24 protein-coding genes and 2 pseudogenes are annotated in these 22,704 nt (G+C 69.4%); 15 read left to right on the plus strand and 11 right to left on the minus strand.

All coding sequences use genetic code 11. The features are described from left to right. Positions 1 to 21: 21 nt before the first annotated feature. The gene (locus A6P39_RS29595; RefSeq protein ID WP_067053064.1) at positions 22 to 1,671 is read right to left on the minus strand and encodes an alpha/beta fold hydrolase; all 1,650 of its coding nucleotides are present in this window, start codon (positions 1,669 to 1,671) and stop codon (positions 22 to 24) included. 137 nt (positions 1,672 to 1,808) lie between these two features. Here A6P39_RS29595 and A6P39_RS29600 point away from each other — a divergent pair, with 137 nt between their 5' ends. Next, entirely contained in the window at positions 1,809 to 2,084 is a 276-nt protein-coding gene (locus A6P39_RS29600; RefSeq protein WP_067053067.1) for a hypothetical protein, read from the plus strand. Positions 2,085 to 2,112: 28 nt separating this feature from the next. Here the strand turns inward: A6P39_RS29600 and pspAB are convergent, their stop codons facing one another. The 5 genes from pspAB to A6P39_RS29625 all read right to left on the minus strand — a co-directional run bounded on the left by pspAB (position 2,113) and on the right by A6P39_RS29625 (position 5,661). Further along, positions 2,113 to 2,697: a PspA-associated protein PspAB gene (gene pspAB, locus A6P39_RS29605; protein WP_067053070.1), complete on the minus strand. Its 585-nt coding sequence runs from the start codon at positions 2,695 to 2,697 to the stop codon at positions 2,113 to 2,115. Between the two features lie 3 nt (positions 2,698 to 2,700). Next, the gene (gene htpX, locus A6P39_RS29610) at positions 2,701 to 3,618 is read right to left on the minus strand and encodes a zinc metalloprotease HtpX (protein WP_079133701.1); all 918 of its coding nucleotides are present in this window, start codon (positions 3,616 to 3,618) and stop codon (positions 2,701 to 2,703) included. Between the two features lie 116 nt (positions 3,619 to 3,734). Then, positions 3,735 to 3,989 carry an SCO2583/SCO2584 N-terminal domain-containing protein gene (locus A6P39_RS29615; protein ID WP_067053073.1) on the minus strand — a complete coding sequence of 85 codons (255 nt, stop codon included), beginning with the start codon at positions 3,987 to 3,989 and terminating at the stop codon, positions 3,735 to 3,737. 84 nt (positions 3,990 to 4,073) lie between these two features. Then, entirely contained in the window at positions 4,074 to 4,253 is a 180-nt protein-coding gene (locus A6P39_RS29620) for a hypothetical protein (RefSeq protein ID WP_067053076.1), read from the minus strand. Between the two features lie 16 nt (positions 4,254 to 4,269). Further along, a complete protein-coding gene (locus A6P39_RS29625; protein ID WP_067053079.1) occupies positions 4,270 to 5,661 on the minus strand; it encodes a hypothetical protein in 1,392 nt (463 codons plus the stop codon). A 177-nt stretch (positions 5,662 to 5,838) separates the two neighbouring features. Here A6P39_RS29625 and A6P39_RS29630 point away from each other — a divergent pair, with 177 nt between their 5' ends. Continuing rightward, a complete protein-coding gene (locus A6P39_RS29630; RefSeq protein WP_107304476.1) occupies positions 5,839 to 6,801 on the plus strand; it encodes a hypothetical protein in 963 nt (320 codons plus the stop codon). Positions 6,802 to 6,805: 4 nt separating this feature from the next. Here the strand turns inward: A6P39_RS29630 and A6P39_RS29635 are convergent. The 4 genes and pseudogenes from A6P39_RS29635 to A6P39_RS29650 form a co-directional block, all read right to left on the minus strand. Next, positions 6,806 to 6,985, minus strand: a pseudogene (locus A6P39_RS29635) (cysteine hydrolase); the annotation flags it as partial. Positions 6,986 to 7,349: 364 nt separating this feature from the next. Next, the gene (locus tag A6P39_RS29640; protein WP_159396167.1) at positions 7,350 to 7,898 is read right to left on the minus strand and encodes a hypothetical protein; all 549 of its coding nucleotides are present in this window, start codon (positions 7,896 to 7,898) and stop codon (positions 7,350 to 7,352) included. 361 nt (positions 7,899 to 8,259) lie between these two features. After that, on the minus strand, positions 8,260 to 8,925 hold the full coding sequence (locus tag A6P39_RS29645; protein WP_079133702.1) for a GNAT family N-acetyltransferase: 666 nt from the start codon (positions 8,923 to 8,925) through the stop codon (positions 8,260 to 8,262). Further along, a complete protein-coding gene (locus A6P39_RS29650) occupies positions 8,906 to 9,664 on the minus strand; it encodes a GntR family transcriptional regulator (RefSeq protein WP_067053085.1) in 759 nt (252 codons plus the stop codon). Before A6P39_RS29650 ends, A6P39_RS29645 begins: the two co-directional genes overlap by 20 nt. 574 nt (positions 9,665 to 10,238) lie before the next feature. On the opposite strand from A6P39_RS29650, the gene A6P39_RS29655 reads away from it, so the two are divergent. The 12 genes and pseudogenes from A6P39_RS29655 (at position 10,239) to A6P39_RS29710 (ending at position 20,396) form a co-directional block, all read left to right on the plus strand. Next, positions 10,239 to 10,502, plus strand: a complete 264-nt coding sequence (locus tag A6P39_RS29655) for a DUF6284 family protein (protein WP_067053088.1) — start codon at positions 10,239 to 10,241, stop codon at positions 10,500 to 10,502. Beyond that, entirely contained in the window at positions 10,499 to 11,548 is a 1,050-nt protein-coding gene (locus A6P39_RS29660; RefSeq protein ID WP_067053091.1) for a DUF2637 domain-containing protein, read from the plus strand. The genes A6P39_RS29655 and A6P39_RS29660 overlap by 4 nt, the downstream gene beginning before the upstream one ends. Further along, entirely contained in the window at positions 11,548 to 11,931 is a 384-nt protein-coding gene (locus tag A6P39_RS29665) for an RRQRL motif-containing zinc-binding protein (RefSeq protein ID WP_067053095.1), read from the plus strand. The genes A6P39_RS29660 and A6P39_RS29665 overlap by 1 nt, the downstream gene beginning before the upstream one ends. A 27-nt stretch (positions 11,932 to 11,958) precedes the next feature. Further along, entirely contained in the window at positions 11,959 to 12,459 is a 501-nt protein-coding gene (locus A6P39_RS29670; protein ID WP_067053098.1) for a hypothetical protein, read from the plus strand. A gap of 17 nt (positions 12,460 to 12,476) precedes the next feature. Continuing rightward, positions 12,477 to 13,055, plus strand: coding sequence for a plasmid transfer protein TraA (traA, locus tag A6P39_RS29675; RefSeq protein WP_107304477.1), 579 nt, complete (start codon positions 12,477 to 12,479; stop codon positions 13,053 to 13,055). Positions 13,056 to 13,068: 13 nt separating this feature from the next. Beyond that, complete coding sequence (traB, locus tag A6P39_RS29680) at positions 13,069 to 15,114, plus strand: plasmid transfer protein TraB (protein ID WP_199840963.1); 2,046 nt, start codon at positions 13,069 to 13,071, stop codon at positions 15,112 to 15,114. Between the two features lie 140 nt (positions 15,115 to 15,254). Then, positions 15,255 to 15,713: a hypothetical protein gene (locus tag A6P39_RS29685; RefSeq protein ID WP_067053101.1), complete on the plus strand. Its 459-nt coding sequence runs from the start codon at positions 15,255 to 15,257 to the stop codon at positions 15,711 to 15,713. 151 nt (positions 15,714 to 15,864) lie between these two features. Next, a pseudogene (locus tag A6P39_RS29690) lies at positions 15,865 to 16,017 on the plus strand (DNA methylase); the annotation flags it as partial. Continuing rightward, positions 16,014 to 16,853, plus strand: a complete 840-nt coding sequence (locus tag A6P39_RS29695) for a bifunctional DNA primase/polymerase (RefSeq protein WP_067053107.1) — start codon at positions 16,014 to 16,016, stop codon at positions 16,851 to 16,853. The pseudogene A6P39_RS29690 and the gene A6P39_RS29695, both read left to right, overlap by 4 nt. 2 nt (positions 16,854 to 16,855) lie before the next feature. Then, entirely contained in the window at positions 16,856 to 18,334 is a 1,479-nt protein-coding gene (locus A6P39_RS29700) for an ATP-binding protein (RefSeq protein ID WP_067053203.1), read from the plus strand. 464 nt (positions 18,335 to 18,798) lie between these two features. Next, a complete protein-coding gene (locus tag A6P39_RS29705; protein ID WP_067053110.1) occupies positions 18,799 to 19,038 on the plus strand; it encodes a helix-turn-helix domain-containing protein in 240 nt (79 codons plus the stop codon). Between the two features lie 74 nt (positions 19,039 to 19,112). Beyond that, complete coding sequence (locus A6P39_RS29710; protein ID WP_067053113.1) at positions 19,113 to 20,396, plus strand: tyrosine-type recombinase/integrase; 1,284 nt, start codon at positions 19,113 to 19,115, stop codon at positions 20,394 to 20,396. A 130-nt stretch (positions 20,397 to 20,526) separates the two neighbouring features. On the opposite strand, the gene glnA is transcribed toward A6P39_RS29710, so the two are convergent. Next, positions 20,527 to 21,936 carry a type I glutamate--ammonia ligase gene (glnA, locus tag A6P39_RS29715; protein WP_067053116.1) on the minus strand — a complete coding sequence of 470 codons (1,410 nt, stop codon included), beginning with the start codon at positions 21,934 to 21,936 and terminating at the stop codon, positions 20,527 to 20,529. Between the two features lie 210 nt (positions 21,937 to 22,146). Here glnA and A6P39_RS29720 point away from each other — a divergent pair, with 210 nt between their 5' ends. Further along, positions 22,147 to 22,614 (plus strand): RDD family protein, encoded by a 468-nt coding sequence (locus tag A6P39_RS29720; protein ID WP_067053118.1) that lies wholly within the window; start codon positions 22,147 to 22,149, stop codon positions 22,612 to 22,614. The last annotated feature ends 90 nt before the right edge of the window (positions 22,615 to 22,704 follow it).

Consider the following 22,704-nt stretch of genomic DNA (forward strand, 5'->3'; position numbering starts at 1 on the left):
CCGCAGGGCCTGCGGGATCGCTCAGCCGTAGCGCTCCAGCAGTGCGCGCACATACGCCTCCATGCGCGCGCCCAGCACCTCGGGGGTCAGGTCAGTACGGCCGAGACCGCGCCACGGTCCGGCCAGTTTCTCCGCGCCGCAGGCGTAGTGGAGGGCGTCCAGCAGTCGCCAGTACAGATGGTCCCGGCCGTCGGCGAGGCCGTGGCCACCCCGCCGCTGGTACCGGTCCCGGAAGGCCAGCCCGTGCTCCGGGCCGTGCAGCAGGGCCAGCGCGGTCGAGCAGTGTGCCACGTCCAGGTCCGCCGGACCCCAGGAGGTCTCCACCCAGTCCACGACCCCGCTGATCCGCACGTCCTCGCCCGTGCCCGTGAAGAGCACGTTCCCGGGGTGGTAGTCCCGGTGCAGAAAGCACCCCCGGTACGGCGGCGGGTCCCGGCGGATCACGTCCACGGCGCGCTCCCACAACGCCCCCGCAGGAGTGCGCACGCTCTCGGGTGAGGTCCACGCCTGGTAGGTGCGGGGTCGCTCCGGCGGAACCACCGCGTGGATCGCGGCCAGTTGGGCCGCGAGCAGATCGAGCCGACGGTCCAGTGCCACACCGCCCTGCCCGTCCTCCTCGTCCACCCGGATCCGGCCCGGCAGCCCGGTCATCAGCAGGGACGGGTGGCCGCAGTGCTCGGCCGTGGCGTCCACGGCGACCAGGGCCGGGGCCGGGACGCCCTCCTCGGCGGCGAGCAGCCCGAGGACCGCGGCTTCCCGGGACAGCAGCCCGGGCGCGTGCCGGCGGAAGAAGGGCTTCACGAAGGTGCGCAGCACCAGCTCCTCGCCGTTGTCGAGGGTGAGCCCGCGCATCTGCGACGACCAGCCGCCCTGGAGCATCCGGGCGTCCGTGACGGTACGGCCGGCGGGCAGCTGCTTGGCCACCCAGGCCCGGGTCGCCGCCCAGCCCTGCTCTCCGTCGAGCCCGCTCACCAGCTCCGCCACCAACTCGCGCCGGTCCTCGGCGTGGTCGCGGAACCACAGCCCCAACCGGTGCTCCGCCTCGGGGAGTTCGAGCCGGGTGTACTGGGCCCGCTGGGACAGGGCGTCCTGTACGGCCTCGGTCACGGCCGGCGGAATGACCGCGTCGGTGCCCGGGACCGCCAGCACCGCCCGGCCCTCGTACGTCCGGAACGCCTCCAGCGCGGGCGAGGTCCGCCAGCGGTCCGGTGTGCGGATGATCTCGCTGAAGCGGCCCTGGCCGTTCCCGAACGGCACCTCCCAGGCCTCGGCGGCGTAGACGGCGGGCGCGCACAGCCCGACGGCCGCCACCCGCGGACCGTAGTGCCGCACGAGATCGGCGACCGTCTGGCCGCTCATGCTGAAGCCGACCAGGACCAGCGGATCGTCCGCCGGTACGTGTGCGTCGAGCACCGCCACCGCCTGCTCGAACCGCCGGCGCAGGTTCAGCTCGGCGAGGCGGCCCGTGCTCTCACCATGGCCCGAGAAGTCGAACGCCAGGGCGTGGCAGCCGTGTCCGGCGAACTCCGTGAGCAGGGGCAGGAGGCGCTGCTTGCTGCCGTTGCCCGCCCCGTGCAGCAGTACCGCCGTGGCCCGGCCCGGTGGCCCGGCGCTCACCCCGCTCAGCCGTTCGCCCTCGAAGTCGTAAGTGAAACCGGCCAGTTCGCTCATGGGGCCATTCACTCACGGCGGGCCCACGCCGGAGCGGAAAACGGGATGCGGCCGATGTCCCGGCCTCCCTACGCTGAACAAACGGCACGAAGCCGACACACTCCACCCCCGCCCCACTCACCCCACGGAGGTCCGTCATGCGTGGCATCGTCGCGTCCGGGACCGTCGTCCTGGTGATCCTCGGAATCGGAAACCACCTGTGGTGGCTCGCCGCCGTCGCGCTGCTGTACGTGTACGCGACGCACGGACGTGGTTCCCCCGGCACGCCACCCCCCGGCCCGGGCACCCCGCCCTCGCCGGACACCTACCGTGCCTACCGTGAGCGCCGCGACCGGCAGGCGAAGTGGGAGCGCCGCTACCGCCGGGAACGGCCCTTCGAGACCCGCCGGCAGGAGCGGCAGAAGAGCAGGTGAAGGACGTGGTGCGGTGGAGCGTCCCCGGTCAGAGTCCGGGGGCGCCCCACACCGGGAACCAGCGGCTCAGGTCCTGCTCGATCCGCAGGTCGTTCGCCAGCGTCACCTTCACCTGGAGTTCCAGCGCGCTGTCCCGCCGCTCCCCGGCACCGGGCAGGGGAGCGAAGGGGTAGAAGGTGCCCCTCTTGTAGAGGTAGACCAGGGCCAGCTTGCGGCCGCCGTCGTCCTGGAAGGCCGCCAGCGAGCACAGCAGCTGGGGGCCGAAGCCGTTGACCTCCATCGCGCTGTTCACCGCGTGCAGATCGTTGACCAGCTGCACCAGCTGGTCCGGCGTCCGCTCGGAGACCAGCCACGAGTACCCGTAGTCGTCCCGCCGCAGCTCCACCGGCGGACCGGTCCGGTCGGTGTCCGCGTCCAGCAGCGCCTGCACCTCCCGGTGCGTCTGCTCGAACGCGGCCCCCTCGACCGTGGCGAAGCACACCGCCCCGCCCCCGGTGGGCGCGAAACCGGCCGCGGCCTGAAGGGTCACGGCCGCCGAGGGCAGCGCGAAGAGCTGGTCGAGATCGGGTGCGACCGGTTTCGTACGGCCCAGCAGGATATCCAGCAGCCCCAATGCTCAGCCCGCCTTCCCCGGGGTGGCCGCCTCGCCCAGCTCCGCCGAGATCCGGCCCAGCTGCTCCAGGCGCTGCTCCAGGGTCGGGTGGGTGGAGAAGAACCGCTCCAGGCCCGGCTCCTTGCCCTCCGCCGGGGTGAAGAAGAAGGCGTTGAAGGCCTGGGCCGTGCGCAGGTCCTTGGTCGGGATCCGGGCGATGTCCCCGGAGACCTTGGTGAGCGCCGAGGCGAGGGCCGACGGGCGGCCGGTGAGATGCGCGGCCGCGCGGTCCGCCGCCAGCTCCCGGTACCGGGACAGCGCCCGGATCAGCATGAAGCTGATCGCGTACACGGCCACCGAGACGGCCAGTACGGCGGCCATGACGGCGGCCGTGTTCTGGTCCCTGCGGCCCCCGAAGACCTGGGAGTAGAAGGCGAACCGGACGATCAGGCCCGCCAGCACCCCGAGGAAGGACGCGATCGTGATCACGGCGACGTCCTTGTGCGCTACGTGCGACAGCTCGTGCGCCAGCACGCCCTCCAGCTCGGCGGGCTCCAGCCGCCGTAGCAGCCCCGTGGTCACACAGACCACGGCGTGGTCGGGGTTGCGCCCGGTCGCGAACGCGTTCGGCATGTCCAGCTCGGACACGGCGACGACCGGCTTGGGCATGTCCGCGATCGCGCACAGCCGGTCGACCACCGCGTGCAGCTCGGGATACTCCTCGCGTTCCACGACCCGACCGCGCATCGCGAACATGGCGATCTTGTCGGAGAACCAGAACTGGGCCACGAACATCGCCCCGACCACGACGACGACCAGCACCCAGGACCTCAGCAGCACGATCAACGCCCCGACGAAGCCCACGTAGAGCAGACCGAGCAGGAACATCGTGAGTCCCATGCGCATGGTCAGCCGTCGATCGCTCCGGAACCGGCTCTGCATCTTGCATCACCCCGCAGTCAGGCACTCGTCCCGCTGTCCAGTGTGCACCTGCCGATGGCCATGGAGTGGTTCCGAATGGCCCTAGGAGCAGCAAAAGCTACCTGTGAGCGCCGTGGCTAGTACGAAGAGTGAAACTGTACGAACCCGATCAGCACCATCACCGCCAGCACGCAGCCGACCACCACGGCCGTCGACGCCCATGACGCCCGGCGCGGCACCGGACCGGCGTCGGCGCGGAAGGGCGCCGGGTCCGGCGGGCTCTCCTTCCAGCGGGCGGCGAGCATCCGGGCCCGGGCGGAGGGCTCCTTGTGCTCGGCCGATTCCGCCCAGCGATGATCGAACTCCCGCTCCCAGTCGTCCTGTTCCGTCATCCCCGTTCAACCTCTCTCGTCCGGCAGGGTCAGATGGGATGATCTCCCGAAGATAGGAAGTCTGGGAAGCGCAAAAGGTTGCCCTCACCCCGCGTCAGGACCGCCCGGAGGCCCCTCACCGGTGTCGTCCAGCTCCCGTCGTACCCGGCGCCAGGCCCGGATGATTCGCGGCAGCCTGCCGAGTACGTCGTCGATCTGCGCGAGCAGCAGCGTGACGCACCCGAACGTGGCGAGGACCGTCAGCGTGATGTCGTCCCAGCTCACCGTCGCGCCCCCGCGGTCACACGCCGAGCAGGCCGCGGCCGGCCAGCCAGTCGAGGGCGGCCACGCCCAGCCGGTCCGGCGCCGCGAGCAGCGCGGCCTCGACGGCGGGGAGGTCGGCGAGGGCGGCGGGCGCGTCCGAGCGGTCCAGGGCGGCGAGCCGCTCCATGACAGAGGCCACCACGGCGGCCCAGCCCGGCATGCCGAAGCAGGCGGCACCCAGGGGCGCCGCTGAGGCGGCCGAGAGCAGCACGCCCGCCCGCCAGCCCTGCTCGCGCATCACCTTCGCCATGTACCGGACCCAGTCGCCGGTCTTCCGCACGAACTCCTCGGTCTGGGCGCCACTGCCCCGCAGCGTGAAGCGCGAACCCCCGGCCCACGGCAGATCCACGTCCGAGGCGACGGCCTGGAAGGCGAGCAGTGCCTCGGGCCCCTCCTCCCGGGCGGCGAGCAGGGCGGCCCGGGCCCGGCGGTGCAGGTCGGCGCCCTGCGCGAGGATCTCGCCGTCACTCGGCCCGCCGTCCGCCTCGCGGATCTCCTCCAGCGGCCCGTACCGCCAGGCCATGTCGACGAGCCCGGCCGCCCCCGCACCGACCAGAACTTCCGGGTCGTCCGCGGCGACACCGGCTCCCGTCAGTACGGTGATCAGACCCTCGCTGTCCACCGTGCGCACCGGCCGGTCCGGCACCGACACCGGCACGGGGCCGTGCTGCGGGCGCTCGATCCGGACCCCGTGCTCCGCGAGGTCCTCGAAGATCGCGTCGGGTCCGCAGTCGAGGTGTTCGGTGTCGTGCCGTCCGGAGCAGTCCTCGGGGCATTCCAGCTCCGCGCAGGATTCCGGATCGGCGGGCGCGCCCTCGTTGATCACGTGGTAGGCGAGCCGGTGCGCGACCGACTCGCGTGCGCAGATCATCTCCAGACCCAGGCGGAAGTCCTCGTCCTTCAGAGCCGGGTCGTCCGGGCCGACGGACTCCGGCGGCTCGGGGGTGTCCTCGGCGGCCCAGGCGTACGCCGACTCCAGGGACACGTAGAGCCAGGCGATCCGCAGCGGCTCCACGGTCCCCTCGTCCGCGAGCCGGGCGACGGCCTCGGCGGCCTCGCGCACCCTCGTGAGACCGGTCAGATACCGCTCGCGCCTCGCCTCCCACAGGGCCGCCTCGGTCCTCACCCGTTCGGCGTCCCGGACCAGCCGGGCATCGCGTGACCGACGTGCCCGTGCCACCAGCCGGGGCAGACAGGGACGGCATCCGAACAGCCCGGACGTCGGTGTCGGGCCGAGCGGTATCGGTGCCAGGTCCTCGTGGAACGGCTCGTCGCACAGACAGCAGTGGAGGCCGCCGGCCTGGCGGGAGGTGGGCCGGCCTGGCAGCGCGGCACGGATCGTGGCATGGGCGTACGCAGGGATGTGCATGCGCGCAACTCCTCGGCGAAGGCGCTCCGTCGGCGCCCTGTTCATGCTCACCTCGCCGCTGGGCCGCGAGTCACGGTTTGGCGGGCGGGACGGCGAACTTGACGAAAGTTGACTCCGTCCTGGCCTGCGGCTTCTACGGTGTTGGCGAACATGACACCCCCAAGGGGAGGAGTTCAGGTGTCTGCCTCCACCGACTCGCCCCAACCGGCGGGCCCGCACCAGGAGTTGGTCGAAGCGCTGCAGGAACTGCACCGCGCTGCGGGCTGGCTGGGCTTCCGGAAGGTGAGCACGCTCATCCGGGGCCGCGAGGACCGGTTGTCGAACGCCAGCCATGAGAGCGTGCGGTCCGCCGTCAACGGGATACGCGTGCCGCGCTGGGAAACCGTCCACGACATCGTCATGGTCCTGGCCGGGCGGTGCAGCCCGTCCCGGGACGAGCGCTCCGAGACCGCCCGGTTCCTGCCGCTGTGGCGCGCGATCCACGAAGGGGAGTCGGGCGCGCTGAAGTCGTTCCAGGAGCTGCTCAACGGCGGCTGGGGCGGCGAGGACGGCAGGTGGACCCCGGAGCTGGTCATGGGAGCGTTGATCAATCCCTTCAGCGCCATCGAGATCCATCCCTCGCTCGCCGCTCCGCACGAGCCGCTCGTGTCGGAGGACCAGTGGGTCCGCGCGATGGCGAGGTTCATCGAGGAGCAGGGAGCCGAACACGCGCTGCGGGTGCTGCTGCACACGCTCAAGGGCGACTATGTGGGGGCCGAGGAGGGCGCGCCCTACGGCTACCGGAATCCTGACCGGGAGGCCATGGAGGCGTACGCGGCGTTCCGGTACGGCTGCCGGGAGATCCTCCGGCGCCTCGGCCGCGAGCCCAACCTCCTCGCGGAGTCGATCCTCGCCATGCGTGCCGACGAGACGATGGACCGGGACGACCGGGCGGAGATGCTGGAGAACGAGTCGGACCTGAGCCTCATGCGCGAGGTGATGATCGTGACTCCGGACACCTGGGACGAGGTCTCGGAGGACGCGCATCACATGGTCTTCGGCTATCTGATCAAGCAGATCAGCCCGGTGGGCCCGTTCGGCCTGCCCGAGGCCGAGCGGTTCCGGATCGTCTGGCGCGTGCCGGAGACGCCGGACGAGTGAGCGGTCAGCCGAGCGACTCGACCGACGGGACGACGATGCTGTAGAGGTCCGCGATCGTCGCGAGCGCGCTGTGGTGGAGGTGCTCGGCGGACACCTCGGCGACGGCGGTGTGCAGTGGCCGGGTCGCGCAGGCGTTGGCGACGACGGTCGGCCGGTTGCCGCGCAGGAAGGCGCCCTGGGCGGTGGTCGATGAGGATCAGGGTCGAATCGGCGAGCGAGGCCGGGGTCTGATCGAAGCCGTTGAGGCCACGCAGAGTCGTCGTAGCCATGGACGACGCAAGCCCCCCGGCACGAGCCGAGGGGCCTGCTGATCCCAGGGGATCCGTCTGTCACACGTCGAAGAAGTGATGTTGTGGCGCCGCTACCTCGGAGCCTTGCTCGCGGAGCCGTTCTGACCAGCGCTAACACTGTCGTTGTCTGTCGTTGTTGGCAGTCGTTGGCCGTCCCCGGACGGCCCAGAGACGGCCCAGAAGGTGCGCCCGTGGGCTACACCGCGGCCGAGTCGTGTACGGCTTGGCGGTCGAGCATTGTGCCGCCCCCCTAGTGGCTTACCTCAGCGCCAAAGTGTCGTGGACGCTTCCAAGGGCCGTTTCGCACCTCAGGATCGAGAAATAGTTCGTGTCTGGCACCCTGAGTGCATCCGTGAGGGCTGCGACATCTGTGTTGTCGGCTCCAAGGATGACTTCGGCTGATTTGTGAGCGGAAGCAATAAGGGGTAGGACCTCCGATCTAAACGCCGCCCGCATCTGCCACATGTGCTTCACGGTCCTTTGTGTAAATGCTTCGAATGCTGCTTCGAGGGCAGGTTTATCTGATTTATCGACGCCTTGCCAGTGCGGCACGTTGACAGGATCGCTGGTCTGCCAGATCTCTACGAATCGAATGATCTCCAGCCGTACAGCCTTGATGTAGACGAGAAGGGCACCGATGTGATCGCCTGTGACCTTGGAATCTCGGGTCGCGGCTATCTCTGCGTGCCGTTTCCAGGCGAGAAGTCCATCCACAGTAAATGCGTCGGGCGATGAGTCGATTACTTTAGAGCAGCTCAGGCAGAGCCAGATGGCGTTCTCTGCAGACTTCCGCTCCGCTGTCGACATGCTGCCGTCATAGCGGGGACCTCCGGGGCTGGCTGCGCGGATGTGGGAAGCCACGCCGAGGTTGAGTGACTTGTCGACGTTAGAAGGGTCGGGGCGATTCGTGAGCAGTCTGCACGTAGGATTACTGCATCTGTTTCCTGCTCGCGCTGCGGTTTCTCTCTTGACTGGCGCTGAGAAGTCATCTCGATTAGATCCTGCCATTCGATGCTCCTATCCAAATCTCCTGCCAGACGCGCCGCCTGGACGCTCAACGGATGGCCGGTGGTCGGTCACCACTGGCAGAACGCCACCGTTGCGTCGTCGCCGGATTTGTACCGGGGCCTGCGACGGCCGGTTGGGTCCGTCGCCTCGACCTGGCGGATCAGGGCGTCGTCCCATTTCCGCTGGTCACGTCGTCATTTGCCCCTGCGTCTGCCCTCTGGTGCGGCACGTCGGGGAGGATTGTCCCGTCCCCGTGGCATCCCTCGCCGGGCCCAACAGGCAACAGGTCATGCGGCAGGGCTACCTCTCCGGCCCGACGCTGAGCGAGCCACCCGGAGCGCCTGTGGGACGGTGCCTCGGTGCGTACGTACTGGAACCCCAACCGTTCGTAGTAGGCATGCAGCCCGGTGTTCGTACGCCACGTGTCGATGCGAACCCAGGCTCGTCCTTCCAGGGCGGCAAGGCGCGACATCCAGTCGATGACCCGTGTTCCGAGCTGCCGGCCGGACGCCTCTCGGGCAACGATCAGCTTGTAGAGGTACAGCGCCGTTTCGGGACGGTCGGCATCGGTCCAGAAGTCACGGTCGACAGGGCCACGGCTGACGGTGGCAAGCACCTCGTCATGCTCGCCGACGACGACCCATGCGCGCCCCTCATCTATGCTCGCGCGCCACTTCGAGATAGCGCGCTCGCCGGTCTCTGGGTCGCTCCATTGATCGGTTCCCTTGGTACGCAGCCACCCTTCGGCCTCTGCACGTAGAGCCAAGAGGGCGGGTACGTCCTCCGCCGCTGCAGGGCGAAGGTACTCAGTCCGTGCTGACTTCATAGAGGATCTTGTGCCTGTCTCCGGGGAGGATGGTGACCATGCAGCGGAGGGGGCGATCGTCCGCGTCATAGCCCGTTCGGGTGTGCTCTGCGACTGGAGTAGCTGCGGGAAGACCAAGTTGCTCTGCTTCCTGGTGAGTCGGCATACGGACTGAGATTTCGTCCACGTACTTGGCTTGCACGAGTCCTACGGACGCGAGGATGCCGCCGGGCGCGGAGACGTCTCGGGGCTCCATCAGGGGCGTGCCGGACACGAGTTCCTGAGGGAAGTACGAGTCGGCGAGTGCATACGGCCGGTTGTCTATGAACCGGACGCGCTTCCGCGCCACAGCCAATCCGTCTTCGGGGAGCCCAAGACGCTCTCGGACGTGGGGCGGTGGCACAACGATCGACACCGTGATCTCTTGGCGGGGCGCGTTCCCGTTCTCCGCGATCACGCTCGCCCACTGGTCGCCGGCGGTACGCCCTTCGACCGCGTTGGCATGGCGAGACCGACTCTCCAGAGTCGTCCAGTTCCAAACGACAGGGGGGTAGTCCTCCCGGACGTATTTCCCCTGTCCCTGTCCCGCGACGACCAAGCCCTCTTCAATCAAGAGGCGTACGCCGGCGCGGATGGTCTCGCGGCTGTAGCCGTAGTGGCTCATCATCTTGGATTCGCTGGGCAGGGCCTCACCTGGCGCCAATCTGCCGGACTGGATCTGTTCGCGCAGCTCATAGGCGATTTCCTGAGCCTTCGTCATGCCTCGTCGTACGGCCACGGCGTCCCCTCTGCTCCGACTCCTCCGTACAAGTTAGACCAGGGGGCTTGACTCTCCAAGCACCGCTCGTGCAATCTCTTGCCCAGGGCACTCCTCCAGACAAGTCGGATGAGGTGTCACGTACGGTTCTGCCATACAGGTACGCCCGGAGGAAAGCCCAGCTCAGGCGGGGTGAGTACGAAGGAAGCGCAGTTGGTTGAGAACTCAACAGAGGGCGCACCGCAACCTGCACACGGGAAGAGCGGCCGTCAGAAGCATCAGGCAACAGCGACAAGCCGCAGGCCCTGCCGCACGAGCAGCAAGCACCTTCTCCCATGCCGCCCCTACAGGGCGGACAAGTGACCCATGCGTGCGGTGAGACAAGGGCAAAGATCGCGGGCCCCGTAGGCAGCCTGACCGGTTCGAGTCCGGTCCGGGGCACTCTGGCCGCCGCTTGAGCGGCCGTGCCGCGCATGGTGCGCGGCTAATCACCACACCAACGGCACGCACCCCCCGGAGGGCCAACTCCGAGGGGTGCTGTTCGGGCCGTTCCACCTGCAAGGGAGACCACGACCCAATGGAGCACATCGTCACTGTTCAGGACGCTGTTACCGCCTTCGCCGACTGGATGGAGCCGACGGACGCGGAGCTGGATGCGATCGACACGGAGATGCCGGTCATCCTCGCGGACATCGAGCTGCTGGACGCGCACATCACCACCCTCGACCGCACGCCGACCGAGCTGGACGAGCGCCGGCTGCGCCGGGCCCGCCGTCGGGCGCTGGCCGCGCGGCTTGAACTCACCAACCGGGGCATCGCCGTAACGGGGGTCGGCGCGTGAAGGAGGCGCTGACCCCGGCGCAGGTCCAGTCCGCAGAGAAGACGCTCGCTGCCGGAACCTGGGCCATCACCGCCGGCGCCGTGCTGTTCTCCGTCCTCACCGTCACGCCGCTGGTGGAACGGGTCACCCCGGCCGACTGGGCCTGGACGGCCCCAATCCTGCCGTTGGTCGTGGACGCGGCCGTGGTGATCGTGGTCCGCCTGGATGCGACCGTGGCCCGCCTGGGCGGACAGTCGGGGGCGTGGCCGGCGGTGCTGCGGTGGATGACCGGGCTGATGACCCTGCTACTCAACACCGGCGACAGTGTCCTCAAGCGCGATCTGGTCGGCGGGGCCGTTCATTCGGTGGCGCCGCTGCTGCTGATCGTCACCGCCGAGGCTGGGCTTGCTTACCGGCGGGCCATCGGGCGGGCGCTGGAGCGGATCGAGCGTTCACGGGCCGCCGAGCAGGAGGCGCGTGAACAGTGTGAGCGTGAGGAGCGTGAACGCGAGCGCCGTGAGCGTGAACGCCGTGAACAGTCGGTGCGTGAGCACGCCGAGCGGCTGGAGCGGGAGCGGGCCGAGCGGGAGGCCGCCGAGCGGGCCGCGCAGCGCGAGCATGAGGCGCGTCTGGAGCGTGAACGCCTTGACCGTGAGGCGGAGATGCGGCGTGAGCAGCGCGAATACGAAGAGCGTGTGCGCCGCGAGGAGCAGCAAGGGGCTGAGGCGCTGCACGGTGAACGGCAGGAGCAGCAGGAGCGTTCACCGCGCGCACAGCGGGCCGTTACGCAGGCCACGCCGAAGCCTGAGACCGCCGACGGGCGACCGAGCGTGGCGTCGGTCGAGCGGGCCGTGAACGCGAGCGTGAACAGTCCGGCGCACTCGTTCACGGGCAAGATGCCCGAGGAGCAGGCGCGGGCGTACATCGCGCTGCGGTTCGGGCAGTTCTCGGTGCGGCAGCTCGCCGAGGACACCGGCTGGTCCGTCGGCTGGGTGGCCGAGCGGATCAAGGAAGCCCGCGCCCAGAGTGCGGCCCGCGAGGGTGAACCGGCCGGGGCGGTGGTCTGATGCCGACCGCCTACGCCCGCTGTTTCGACCCGACCGGGGCCCGTTATGGGGTGCCTACCTACCCGTGGCGGATGGCCCCGGACGGCTACGCCACCCGCCGGCAACTGCGGGCCCGTGGCTTACGGCCGGGCGGTCAGCCGGTCGCCGCACAGCTCATGCGCGTCAACCGGCGCTGCGGCACGGTCCGGGTCGCCTACCTCTACCGGGAGGAGCTGGCCAAGCCGGTCCGGCCGATGACGTCGCGCAAGTGGGGTGCGCTGGCGCTGGCGATGCTCGCCCGCCGCACCTGCCCGCGCTGCCGCATCACCTACAGCTACTGCCTGTCGACCCGACACGGCATCTGCGGCCTTTGCATGGCCGCCGAAGAACAGCGCGCCGCCTGATCCCTTCACCTTCCTGGGAGTACTGCTGTGTCCAGTCGTACCCGAACTCGCGGCGCGAAGACGGCCGCGGGCATCCACACCGTCCGTATCCCGCGCCAGCGCGGTCGCCGCGCCACGCAGCCGTTCGTGGTCGTCGTCCCCGAAAGCCCGTCCCTTACCCGCGAGGCACTCGGCTTCGCCGGGCGGATGCTGTGGCGCTTCCGCGTCGCTCTCGCCCCCACCGCTCTGGGTCTGCTGGCCCTCGTCGTGACCGCGATCCTGCACTCGATCGCCTGGTGGTCCGGCCTGCTGCTCGCCCCGCTGGCCGCTCTGCCGGTGCTGTGGCTGCTCGTCATGCAGCGCCGCCGCCCCGCCCGCACCTCGGTGCTCGCCTGGCGCGCCGGGCTGACTGTCCTGGCCACCGTCGCCCTCGCCTGGGCGGCGCTCGCCGCAGGGTTCGGCCCGCTGGCCGGCCCGCTGGAGCTGATCTGGCTCCTGATCTGGCTGACCGCGCAGACCGCCTGGCTCATCGTCCGCCGCTCACACTGACCTGAGGAGATCGCCAGATGGCAGACAACGGATCCGCCAATCGGGCCGCGAACCGGCGCTACCGGGAGGCTCAGCACGCGGGCCGGCCGCTCATCGACGGAGCCAACGGCTCGTTCGCCAAGGGCTCGGTGAACAGCAAGCACTTCGGCGCATCGTTCGCGCCGGGCTTCACCGTCAACATCAACGCCAACAAGACCAGCAACGGCGTCCCCGCCGCCACGAGCGGCGCAGGTGGCGGCGGGCAGGTGCTGCTGCCGGCCCCGGAGTTCACCTCTCCGGCCCAGGTCCGGGAGTACTGCAACAGCCTGCGCGCCTCGGCGGTGACGCTGTCCATTGAGGTGGCCATGGCTTCCGAGATCCTCAAGGGCGTCCTGGCGGCCGTGCCGGACCCGGAGGGGCGGCCGTTCGGCTCGCGGGCCCGTGCGTCGAAGGTGGCCCGCAAGATGCAGAAGTCCGCCGACGCCCTGCGGGACGCCGCGAAGAACGCCGCCGCCTGCTACTCGACCTTCCAGCAGGAATACGAGGAAGAGATCAACCGCGTCCGTCACCGTGCCCGCCGGCCGCAGCAGCCGGTCATCAACTGGGCCCAGCAGTAAAGGGAGGTTCGTGATGGTCGAGCGCAGCGCACAGCGGCAGGTGGCCGAGCTGCTCGAACTCCAGCTGCAGGGCGGCTCGGACGCGGGCGGGGTCGGCAGGTACCTGCTGCACCGTGCCAAGCCCCACCTGCCCCCGTGGCTGGGCTGGGTCGGCACTGGTGTGGCCGGGGCTCTTGGCAACTGGCGGTGGGCCGACAGTGCCGCCGCCGGCGTCGGCCTCACCCTCGCCTCCGTGGCTCTCACGGGGGCGACGTGGTGGGCGGGGAAGTCGACCAGCCAGCAGCGGCGCCTGCACTCGGCCATCACCGTGGCCGCAGGCTCCGCCTGGCTGACCGCCGCCTGCCTCGCCGGACCCACGGCCAGTCCGGTCGGTGACCTGTACCTGATGGGCGGGCCCGCACTCGCCCTGTCGTGGAACATCCGCATGGTCCTGCGGCACACCCCCGACAACACCAGTGGGGAAGGCTCCGACAAGGGCCTGCTGGAGAAGGTCGGTCTGGCCCGCGCGCAGCTCGGTGCGGCGAAGGTCGAGCCGAACCGGGTTACCGCCCCGCTCGCGGTGGAGGCCGGGGAGCAGACCAACGACGATGTGGCCAAGAGCCTGGGCCGGATCGCGTCCGCCCTGGACCTGCCCACGTCCGCCGTCCGCTACAACCCCGACCCCGGCTCTTCGCGTCGTGGAGAGCTGGTCATCGTCCCTGAGGACATGCTCGCTGAGGTGGTGGAGTGGCAGGGGCCGTCGAACCTGGGCGGCTCGATCGCCGAACCGCTGGTCATCGGCCGCTACGACGACGGCTCCCCGCTCGTGATGTGGTTGCCCGGTGACCCGGAGACGGGGCGCAACTCCACCCACGGCCTGATCGCGGGTGGTACCGGGTCCGGCAAGGGCGAGACCGCCCTGAACCTGCTCACGGAGATCCTGTCCCGGCGGGACGTGATCGTGTGGTTCTCCGACCCCAAGGCCTTCCAGGACTTCGCCCCGCTGCGGCCGGGCCTGGACTGGGCCGCCGAGGGTGGGACCCCGACAGAGGTCATGGTGGCCGCCGTCGAGGCGGTCATCCCCGCCCGGACGCGGTGGCTGGGCGCCCACGGCTATCGGCAGTGGGTACCCCAGGCCGCCGAGCAGCAGACCAGCAGCCAGCACACCTGCCGCCCCGACGGCCGGTCGTGCGGATGCGCGGGGATGCCGTTCCTGGTCACCTGGTTCGAGGAAGCCGCCAACACGCTGCGCAAGATGGGCGACGACGCGTTCACTGGCATCGCCCAGGAAGCCCGGTCGGCGGGCGTCTCCCTGGTCGTCTCGCTCCAGCGGCCCTCCTACGACCAGATGTCCACCTCCACCCGCGCCTCCCTCCCCTCCGTGATCGCACTCGGCTGCGACCCACGCGACGAGGGATTCGTCCTGCCGGACGAGGTACTGGCTGCTGGCGCACATCCGGGGGCGTGGGGCAACCGGCGGCCCGGCTACTGCTACGTCGTCTCACCCGGCATCCCCGAGGACCGCTACGCCTCCCCGGCCCGCACTTTCCGCTTCAGCCACCGGGCCACGAACGTCATGGAGCTGCTGGCCCAGTGGGCCCAGCGCAACGGCGCCAGCGCCGACCCGATCACCTCCGGCTCTGCCTCCAGCGTGGCCGGCCGCGCCTACACCGGTCGGGCCGTGCCCGGCGTCGAGCAGCCCGCGCCGCTGCGCGCGGTCAGGGAGGACGACATGGACGACACCGGGCGGCTGGTGGACCCCGAGGACACCGACATCGACCCCGAAGCCGACCTCCCCGGCTCCGAGCAGGGCGACGACACCCCGATCTTCGGACAGGACACCGGCCACAAGCCCTCCCCCGAGGAAGCCCGACGCCTGTTCGCACAAGCGCTGGAGGAGTTCGAGTCCAACGGGCAGATGATCGTGGGCCCGAAGGACTTCATGGACTGGTGCGACCGGCACAACCTCTCCCGCCCGTGGGTCTCCGCCCGGCTGAAGGAAGCCGCGCAGGACGGCCGTCTGGAGCCGACGAACACCACCGGCCGGTGGCGCATCGTCCCCGCCCTGACGGCCGCCTGACACCTAACACCGTCACACCCCGCCTGACACCCAAACCCCTAGGCAAACCCGCTGTCAGAACCGCGTGACGCCCCCGCCTGACACCCCTAACACCCGCCTGACACTCGCGCGGGCCCGCGCCTCACCCGGAGGAACGTGTCATGTCCCACCCCGAGCAGCCCACCGCCCTCACAACCCACCACCCCGCAGCCCTCACCCCGTACGAGCCGACCATGACCGCGATCGAGCTGTCCCAAGACCGCGGGCCGGTGGTGTGGGTGCCCGACGCCTACGGCCGCATGGTCCCCATGCCCAAGCACCTCGCCCCGCCCCCGATGCCCATGCCGGAACCGCGCGACCTGACCCCGCTGCCCCTGCTGGACCCCATCGCGCAGCGCCTCCTCGCCGCAGGCATCGGCGGCGGTGCCCTCGCGGCCGGCGTCGGCTACGGCGCTGCCGAAGTCATCGATGCCGCGACCGGTTTCGGCTCCGGCGTCGTGTTCTGGCTCGCCGTGATCCTCCTCGCCCTCCGTGCCCCCAGCCGCGCCGTCACTCAGGGGGCCGGGACCACGGTCAACATCCGTAAGGCCGTGATCAAGCGCAGCCACTTCTACGGCTAACTACGCCAAGGGCGGCCCCCGTCTCGCCAAAGTCCGGGGCCGCCCCTGTCTCCAGTCCTCAACAGACCATTGGAGGTCTCCCAGCATGACGCAACCGACCGACATTCGGCGAGACAGCGACCGGCTGTTACTGCTGGATCTGTTCTCGTGCGGAGGCAAGCCCACCGTGCCCGAGCTGCAAGCGGCTCTCGGCATCGACTGGACCGACGTGCGCGAGGAACTGACCGAGGCCATCCCGCCCACCTACACCGAGCACATCGGCCGCGCCTTCCTCACACAGGCCGCGCTGGAGGTGGCGGCATGAACGAGCGCCTGCGCACCGCGCTCGAACTGGCCGCCTCGCGGATTCCCGTTCTGCCGCTGCGGGCGGGCAAGGTCCCATTCGGCAACTGCCGCCGCTGCGCGGACAACGCCTGCGGCGGCCGGCCCAACATGAAGAACCCCGGACCGTGCAACTGCCCCGGCCCCTGCCACGCGTGGGCCGCCGCGACCACCGCCCCGCACGTCATCAGCTCCGGGCTCTGGCGCCGTGCATGGCTGCAAGCCGAAGCGGTCGCCTACCACCCCGGCGGGGCCGGGCTGACGGTCGTCGACCTGGACAACGCCGACGCGATCGCGTGGGCCCGCGAGAATCTACCGACCACACAAGTCGTGCCCACCAGCCGGGGTGAGCACTGGCTCTACCTCGGTGCGATGCAGTCCGCGAACGCCGTACGCCCCGGCGTGGACATCAAATCCACCATGGCCTACGCCCGCTGGCTCGGGTTCGGCACCGGCACCATGGCCTACCTGCCGGATGCCGTGCGCACGCTGGTCGTCAGCAGGCCCGCCACGGTTCGGCCCGCATCGCCAACCATCACCGCGACCGCACCGGCCGGAAGCGCGGAGTGCCCTCACCGCACGCCCACCTACCTCGAACGCGGCATCGCCATGGCGGAGCAGGGCATCACCGAGGCCACCAGCGGCGTGCACAACACGGTCTACCGCACCTTCCTGGCCGTGCTGTCCACGCACGGCCGGTGCGGCTGCCTCACCGACGCCCACGTCGCCCGGCTGTTCGCAGCCGCGCAGGCCAAAGGCGAGTCGCCCCGGCACTGCACCGACGCATGGACCAACGCCCGTACAAGTTTGGGACTGTGACCGTGGCTGACGACGACAAGACCCCGGCCCGCGAGATCATCACCGACTACGCGCAAGCGCACTTCCGGTACTTCCGCACCGCCGACGGCACCGTGTACGCGCAGAAGAACGGCCACCCCGTGGCCCGTCCGATGCGCTCGCAGGGCACCACGGGCAGCCACCGACAGGAACTCATGGTCGGCCTGTTCAAGGACGGGCTCGGCGTGTTCACCGGCACCGCGCTGAAGGAGGCCTTGGACTTGATCGAAGCGCTCGCGCTGACCGAGGACGTTCAGCCCGTGCACATCCGGGTCGCTCCCGGATTCGACGGGGCGACCTGGCTGGACCTTGGGCGTAGCGACGGGCAGTCCGTCCGCATCCACCCCGCCGGCTGGGACATCGCCGTCCCCGACCCGCGCGAGGTGTGCTGGCGGCGCACCCAGCTCACCGGAGAGCTGCCCCTGCCAGCCAAGGAAACCGACGGCAAGGGCATCGACCTCCTGCTGAGGCTGTGCAACTTCGCCAACGCGGAGACCGAGTGCCTGGCCATCGCGTGGCTCATCGGCTGCCTCGGTCCCTCCGTCCCTGTGCCTGCACCGTTCCTCACCGGGCCGCAGGGCGCGGGCAAGTCCACTGGCGGGCGGATGCTCGTTCGGGTGATTGAGGGCATGAGCGGGGACCTGCGCCGCGCCCCGAAGGACGAAGAGAACCTGACCACGACCGTAGCGGCTGGATGGGTCACTGCCCTGGACAACCTCTCCCACATGCCCCCGGACCTGTCCGACGCCATGTGCCGCATCGTCACCGGAGCGGAGGACGTCAAACGCGCCCTGTTCACCGACGGGGACGTTTTCCGCGTGTGCTACCGCCGCCCCCTGCTCCTGACCGGCATCGACGTGGGTGTCATCAAGCCCGACCTCGCGGAGCGGCTCCTGCCGCTCCGGTTGGAGCGGCCCAAGGTCCGGCGCACGGAAGCGGAACTGTGGGCCGAGTACGCCGAGGCGCTGCCGGTCATCCTCGGGTCCCTGCTCGACCTCACGGTCAAGGTTCGCGCAGCCGAGGCAGACATCCCGACCGACCTGCGCATGGCCGACTTCGCCCACCTGTGCGCCCAGCTCGACGCTGCCACCGGGTTCGGCGCGCTCGCCGCCTACCGGGCCAGCCTGGACGACCTCAACGACGACGTGATCGAGGGCGACCTGTTGGCGCAGACGGTGCTCAAGCACGCCGCCGGCCTGGAGCCGGGGGCAGAGCAGCGGATGACCTCTTCCGAGTGGCTGCACGGCCTCTCCGGGCTCTACAGCGGCGAGGAGTGCCGCCCCCTACCCAAAGGGTGGCCGACCACCGGAAAGGTGCTCTCTGACCGTCTCAAGCGTCTCCAACCCACCCTCGCCGCCCGAGGCGTCCTGATCGACTGGGGCCGCACCCGAGAAGCCCGGTACATCCAAATGACCCGGTCCTCGGCCACGCTGTCCCCGCACGAGCAGCAACCGGCGTTCTGACCAGCCGCCGGACGCCGCACAAGCAAGAAGAGCACCCGGCGCCGCGTGCTCTTCTTGCTATTCGGCGGCAACGCCGCCGCCAATAGGCGTGCCGCAACGCGGCTCCTCTTCACGCTCTGAGCCGCACCGCACCACAACAGACACCACCCTCTCTTGTCCGAAGTAGAGAGACGCTGCGTCACCTGCGTCACGCAAGGACGGCAAACGGCCCGTGACCAGCCGATAGAGCGGTGACGCAACCAGGCGTCACCTGCGTCACCCCGCGTCACACGCGTCACCGGGGACGAAAGCCTGCGTCACCGGATGACGCGCCCCCGCCCCTTGCGTCACGGATATTGGCAGGTCAGAGCCGCGTACGACGCAGATGACGCGGTGACGCAGAAATCGCCACTTCGGACAGAAGCGGGCGGCTGAGCACCGAAGCCAAGTCAATTCGCAGGCTCCGCCTCTCAGGAGGTCTCAACGTGCCAACCGTTGCCGCGAGCGACCCCCGCGCGACCCTTCGCGGCGGTCTCCCAGACCGGTACCTCACCCCGGACGACATCGCCGACATGTTCGGCGTGCCGCTCGAAACCGTCTACCAGTGGCGCAGGAAGCGCACAGGTCCGCCCGGCTTCCGTATCGGCAAGCACCTCCGTTACGACCCGGCTGACGTGCGCGCCTACGTCATACAGCGCAAGAGCGTCGGCCAGGGCGCCGCTTAGCCAATCCATCCCACAGAGCAGGGAGAGCCGCCGCGGGCGGCTCTCCCTGCTGCATGTCGAGAGGACGTCGCCATATGGCTGGCCACATCCAGGATCGTTGGTACAAGACCGAGACGGCATCCAACGGCAGGACGATCAGGGTAAAGACCGACCGATACGGGACGGGCTTGCGCTACCGGGCCCGCTACGTCGCCCCGGACGGGAGCGAACGCAGCAAGTCCTTCCCCGACAAACAGAAGCGACTTGCAGAGGCGTGGCTGACGCAGATCGCGGCCGACATGAACCGTGGCCAGTACGTAGATCCGTCGGCCGGCAGGGTGACGTTCAAGGACTTTGCCACTCAGTGGCTGGCATCCCAGACCACGGACCCCTCCACCATCGTGAACATGGAGCTGAGGTTCCGGCTGCACGCCTTCCCCTACATCGGCTCTCGCTCGCTCAGCGCGTTCCAGCCCGCCCATATCCGTACCTGGGCACGGGCCCTAGCAGACTCCGGGATGGCAGCTTCGTATCAGCGGACGGTCTTCGCGAACGTCTCCGCCGTGTTCGGCGCCGCCGTGGACGACGGCATCCTGGCCCGGAACCCCTGCCGAGCAGGCTCCGTGCGGGCACCCAAGCTGGATCGGCGGAAGATCAAGCCGTGGACACGTGACCGGGTGATCGTTGTTCGGGATGGGCTGCCGAGCCAGTACGCCACGGTCGTCGACGTCGGTGCCGGGTGCGGTCTACGACAGGGCGAGATCTTTGGGCTTGCCCTCGACGAAGTCGACTTCGTGGAGGGAGTTGTGCACGTCGTGCGCCAGGTCAAGCTGGTTGGCCGGCACATGGTTTTCGCCCCGCCCAAGGGCGGCAAGCTTCGAGACGTGCCGCTGCCCGGCGTGGTCTCGGATGCCCTTGCGGCCCACATCACCCGCCGGCCACCTATCGACGTCACGTTGCCGTGGAAGACCCCGGACGGCCCGCCCGTCACAGCAAAATTGCTGTTCTATTCGCGGGAGCGTAAGGCGCTGAACAGGAACTACTTCAACATGTATCTGTGGAAGCCCGCCCTGATTGCTGCCGGCGTCATCCCGGAGCGGGCACCGGGGGAGCGGTTCAAGCCGTCACGTGAGCATGGCATGCACGCATTGCGGCACTACTACGCGTCGGTGCTGCTGGACTCGGGGGAGAACATCAAGGCCCTGGCCGAGTACCTCGGTCACTCCGATCCGGGTTTCACCCTCCGGACGTACACGCATCTGATGCCGAACAGCCAGGACCGTGCCCGTAGGGCCATCGATGCCGCGTTCGGAGCATCGGACGCGGACACCGACCTCGGCGAAGCCGATGCATTGACGGGAGCGGCGGCGGGGTCGTAGTCCTCGACAGCCGTTCGCGGCGCAGGGTCTGAAACGGGCCGTCGGCCGTGTCCTTCCAGCGAGGAAGGACACGGCCGACGGCCCACAGACGGCCCAGGGGAGCGGTTACCCGCTCTCACCTGGGGCGATATCACACGTCGAAGTACAGCTCGAACTCGTGCGGGTGCGGACGCAGCTGGAGCGGCGCGATCTCGTTGGTGCGCTTGAAGTCGATCCACGTCTCGATCAGGTCCGGGGTGAACACGTCGCCCTGGAGCAGGAACTCGTGGTCGGCCTCGAGCGAGTCGAGGACGGCCGGGAGCGAGGTCGGGACCTGGGCGACGTTCGCGTGCTCCTCGGGAGCCAGCTCGTACAGGTCCTTGTCGATCGGCTCGGCCGGCTCGATCTTGTTCTTGATGCCGTCCAGACCCGCGAGGAGCAGGGCCGAGAAGGCCAGGTACGGGTTGCCGGAGGAGTCCGGGGCGCGGAACTCGACGCGCTTGGCCTTCGGGTTGGAGCCCGTGATCGGGATACGCATGGCCGCGGAGCGGTTGCGCTGCGAGTACACCAGGTTGATCGGCGCCTCGAAGCCCGGCACCAGACGGTGGTACGAGTTCACCGTCGGGTTGGTGAAGGCCAGCAGCGACGGGGCGTGCTTGAGGATGCCGCCGATGTAGTAGCGGGCGGTGTCCGACAGGCCCGCGTAACCGGCCTCGTCGTAGAACAGCGGGTCGCCGTTGCTCCACAGCGACTGGTGCACGTGCATGCCCGAGCCGTTGTCGCCGAAGATCGGCTTCGGCATGAAGGTCGCGGTCTTGCCGTTGCGCCAGGCCACGTTCTTCACGATGTACTTGAAGAGCTGCAGGTCGTCGGCGGCCGCGAGCAGCGTGTTGAACTTGTAGTTGATCTCGGCCTGGCCGGCGGTGCCCACCTCGTGGTGCTGGCGCTCGACCTTCAGGCCGTTCTTCTCCAGCTCCAGGGAGATCTCGGCGCGCAGGTCGGCGAAGTGGTCGACCGGCGGGACCGGGAAGTAGCCGCCCTTGTAGCGGACCTTGTAACCACGGTTGTCCTCGAGGGCGCCGGTGTTCCAGGCACCCGCCTCGGAGTCGATGTGGTAGAAGGACTCGTTCGCCGAGGTGGCGAAACGCACGCTGTCGAAGACGTAGAACTCGGCCTCGGGACCGAAGTACGCGGTGTCCGCGATACCGGTCGACGCGAGGTAGGCCTCGGCCTTCTTCGCCACGTTGCGGGGGTCACGGGAGTACTGCTCGCCCGTGATCGGGTCGTGGATGAAGAAGTTGATGTTGAGGGTCTTGTCCCGGCGGAACGGGTCCACACGGGCGGTGGACAGGTCGGCACGCAGAGCCATGTCGGACTCGTGGATGGCCTGGAAACCACGGATCGACGATCCGTCGAAGGCCAGCTCCTCGTCCGGGTCGAACGCCTCAACGGGCACCGTGAAGTGCTGCATGACGCCCGGCAGGTCGCAGAAGCGGACGTCGACGAACTTGACGTCCTCGTCCGCGATGAACTTCTTGGCCTCGTCGGCGTTCTGGAACATCCAGCTCCTCCTACTCCCGACCGTCCTCGCCGGGGTGGTAGATCGTTCGTGCGGCCAGTGCGGTGGCACACGCTGGTCTCGACCCTAGGGACGGGTGATTTCTCGGGCGTGACCCGTTTGTTTCGCAGAAGTTAACCGGCCACGTGTCCACCGTAGCCCCGACACACCCCTCCGCGAAGAGGCCACGGCCGGGCACAGTACCTTTGACGGGTGGACAACAGGCGTGTAATCGGATCATGGCTCTCCGGGCCCCGCGAGGCTCTGGAAGAGGCCGGTGCCGACTTCGGTTACCGGGGCCAGCAGCTCGGTCTGCCGGAGCAGGGGCCGAATTCGATCGCACGGCCCGGCCGGCGGCTCGGCGCACTCGCCGTGGACTGGGCCCTGTGCGTCTTGATCGCATACGGCCTGATCACCCACGGCTACAGCCAGGCGACGAGCAACTGGGCCCTCGGTGTCTTCTTCGCCCTGAGCGCCCTGACCGTCGGCACGATCGGCTTCACCCCGGGCAAGCGACTGTTCGGTATCCGGGTCGTGGCCCTGCGGACCGGCATGGTCCACCCGGTGCGCGCCCTGGTGCGCACGGTCCTGCTGTGCCTCGCCATCCCGGCGCTGGTCTGGGACCGGGACGGCCGTGGCCTGCACGACCGGCTGGCGCAGACCGTCGAAGTACGGATCTGAACGGCGCCGGTCCGGTTGCCCGGCACCGCCACCGGCGGCATAGTCATGATCGGTGGCCGTGACCGTCCGGACACGGACGGTCGTCGGGCC

It is taken from the genome of Streptomyces sp. FXJ1.172 (assembly GCF_001636945.3).
Lineage (GTDB): Bacteria > Actinomycetota > Actinomycetes > Streptomycetales > Streptomycetaceae > Streptomyces.

Excerpts from the sequence above, each read along its gene's own strand:
- A6P39_RS29595 (WP_067053064.1), bottom strand. The coding sequence starts at position 1,671 with ATGAGCGAACTGGCCGGTTTCACTTACGACTTCGAGGGCGAACGGCTG.
- A6P39_RS29600 (WP_067053067.1), top strand. The coding sequence starts at position 1,809 with ATGCGTGGCATCGTCGCGTCCGGGACCGTCGTCCTGGTGATCCTCGGA.
- htpX (WP_079133701.1), bottom strand. The coding sequence starts at position 3,618 with ATGCAGAGCCGGTTCCGGAGCGATCGACGGCTGACCATGCGCATGGGA.
- A6P39_RS29615 (WP_067053073.1), bottom strand. The coding sequence starts at position 3,989 with ATGACGGAACAGGACGACTGGGAGCGGGAGTTCGATCATCGCTGGGCG.
- A6P39_RS29625 (WP_067053079.1), bottom strand. The coding sequence starts at position 5,661 with ATGCACATCCCTGCGTACGCCCATGCCACGATCCGTGCCGCGCTGCCA.
- A6P39_RS29640 (WP_159396167.1), bottom strand. The coding sequence starts at position 7,898 with ATGTCGACAGCGGAGCGGAAGTCTGCAGAGAACGCCATCTGGCTCTGC.
- A6P39_RS29645 (WP_079133702.1), bottom strand. The coding sequence starts at position 8,925 with ATGAAGTCAGCACGGACTGAGTACCTTCGCCCTGCAGCGGCGGAGGAC.
- A6P39_RS29650 (WP_067053085.1), bottom strand. The coding sequence starts at position 9,664 with ATGACGAAGGCTCAGGAAATCGCCTATGAGCTGCGCGAACAGATCCAG.
- A6P39_RS29655 (WP_067053088.1), top strand. The coding sequence starts at position 10,239 with ATGGAGCACATCGTCACTGTTCAGGACGCTGTTACCGCCTTCGCCGAC.
- A6P39_RS29665 (WP_067053095.1), top strand. The coding sequence starts at position 11,548 with ATGCCGACCGCCTACGCCCGCTGTTTCGACCCGACCGGGGCCCGTTAT.
- traA (WP_107304477.1), top strand. The coding sequence starts at position 12,477 with ATGGCAGACAACGGATCCGCCAATCGGGCCGCGAACCGGCGCTACCGG.
- traB (WP_199840963.1), top strand. The coding sequence starts at position 13,069 with ATGGTCGAGCGCAGCGCACAGCGGCAGGTGGCCGAGCTGCTCGAACTC.
- A6P39_RS29685 (WP_067053101.1), top strand. The coding sequence starts at position 15,255 with ATGTCCCACCCCGAGCAGCCCACCGCCCTCACAACCCACCACCCCGCA.
- A6P39_RS29695 (WP_067053107.1), top strand. The coding sequence starts at position 16,014 with ATGAACGAGCGCCTGCGCACCGCGCTCGAACTGGCCGCCTCGCGGATT.
- A6P39_RS29710 (WP_067053113.1), top strand. The coding sequence starts at position 19,113 with ATGGCTGGCCACATCCAGGATCGTTGGTACAAGACCGAGACGGCATCC.
- glnA (WP_067053116.1), bottom strand. The coding sequence starts at position 21,936 with ATGTTCCAGAACGCCGACGAGGCCAAGAAGTTCATCGCGGACGAGGAC.